We start from the raw sequence: 657 nt of genomic DNA, 5'->3' as shown, positions 1-657 counted from the left end.
TTTTGCACAGAAGTGAAGTTTTCAATGTCCATGGTGTCCATCACCTGACCACCGAAGCGTTCAGCCACAATACCCGTGTTAATACCTTTACGTGCCGCATAGATTGCAGCTGTTGCACCCGCAGGACCACCACCAATCACCAACACATCAAAAGCATCTTTGGCATTGAGTGCTGCTGCATCTTTTTCAGCTGAGTTGGTGTCGAGTTTTGCCACAATCTCTTCAAGGGTCATACGACCTTGGCCAATGTGTTCGTTGTCTTGGAATACCATTGGCACAGCCATGATTTTGCGTTGTTCCACTTCATCTTGGAAGAATGAACCGTCAATCATGGTTGCTGTGGTGTTCGGGTTATAAATGGCAATCAGGTTAAGCGCCTGTACCACGTCCGGACAGTTATGACAGCTAAGCGATACGAATACATCAAAGTTGGTTTTGAGATTTAAACCTTTAATCTGGTTAAGTACTTCATCCGACACTTTAGGTGCATAGCCAGAGACCTGTAAAAGCGCCAAGATCAAAGACGTAAACTCATGACCCATTGGTAAGCCTGCGAAGAATACACGAGGCTGTTCACCTACTTTAGCGACACCAAAGCTTGGACGACGTGTATTGTTTCCGTCAAAACGGGCAGTGACTTGGTCAGATAGTTCAGCA

Annotated in this window: 1 protein-coding gene; it reads right to left on the bottom strand. The window is 46.0% G+C overall.

All coding sequences use genetic code 11. The features are described from left to right. On the bottom strand, window positions 1-657 hold a 657-nt coding region (locus J536_RS24630), incomplete at both ends, for a thioredoxin family protein (RefSeq protein WP_032064333.1).

It is taken from the genome of Acinetobacter sp. 809848 (assembly GCF_000581275.1).
In the GTDB taxonomy this organism is placed as follows: Bacteria; Pseudomonadota; Gammaproteobacteria; order Pseudomonadales; family Moraxellaceae; genus Acinetobacter; species Acinetobacter pittii.
This window is presented reverse-complemented; position numbering and strand designations above follow the sequence as displayed.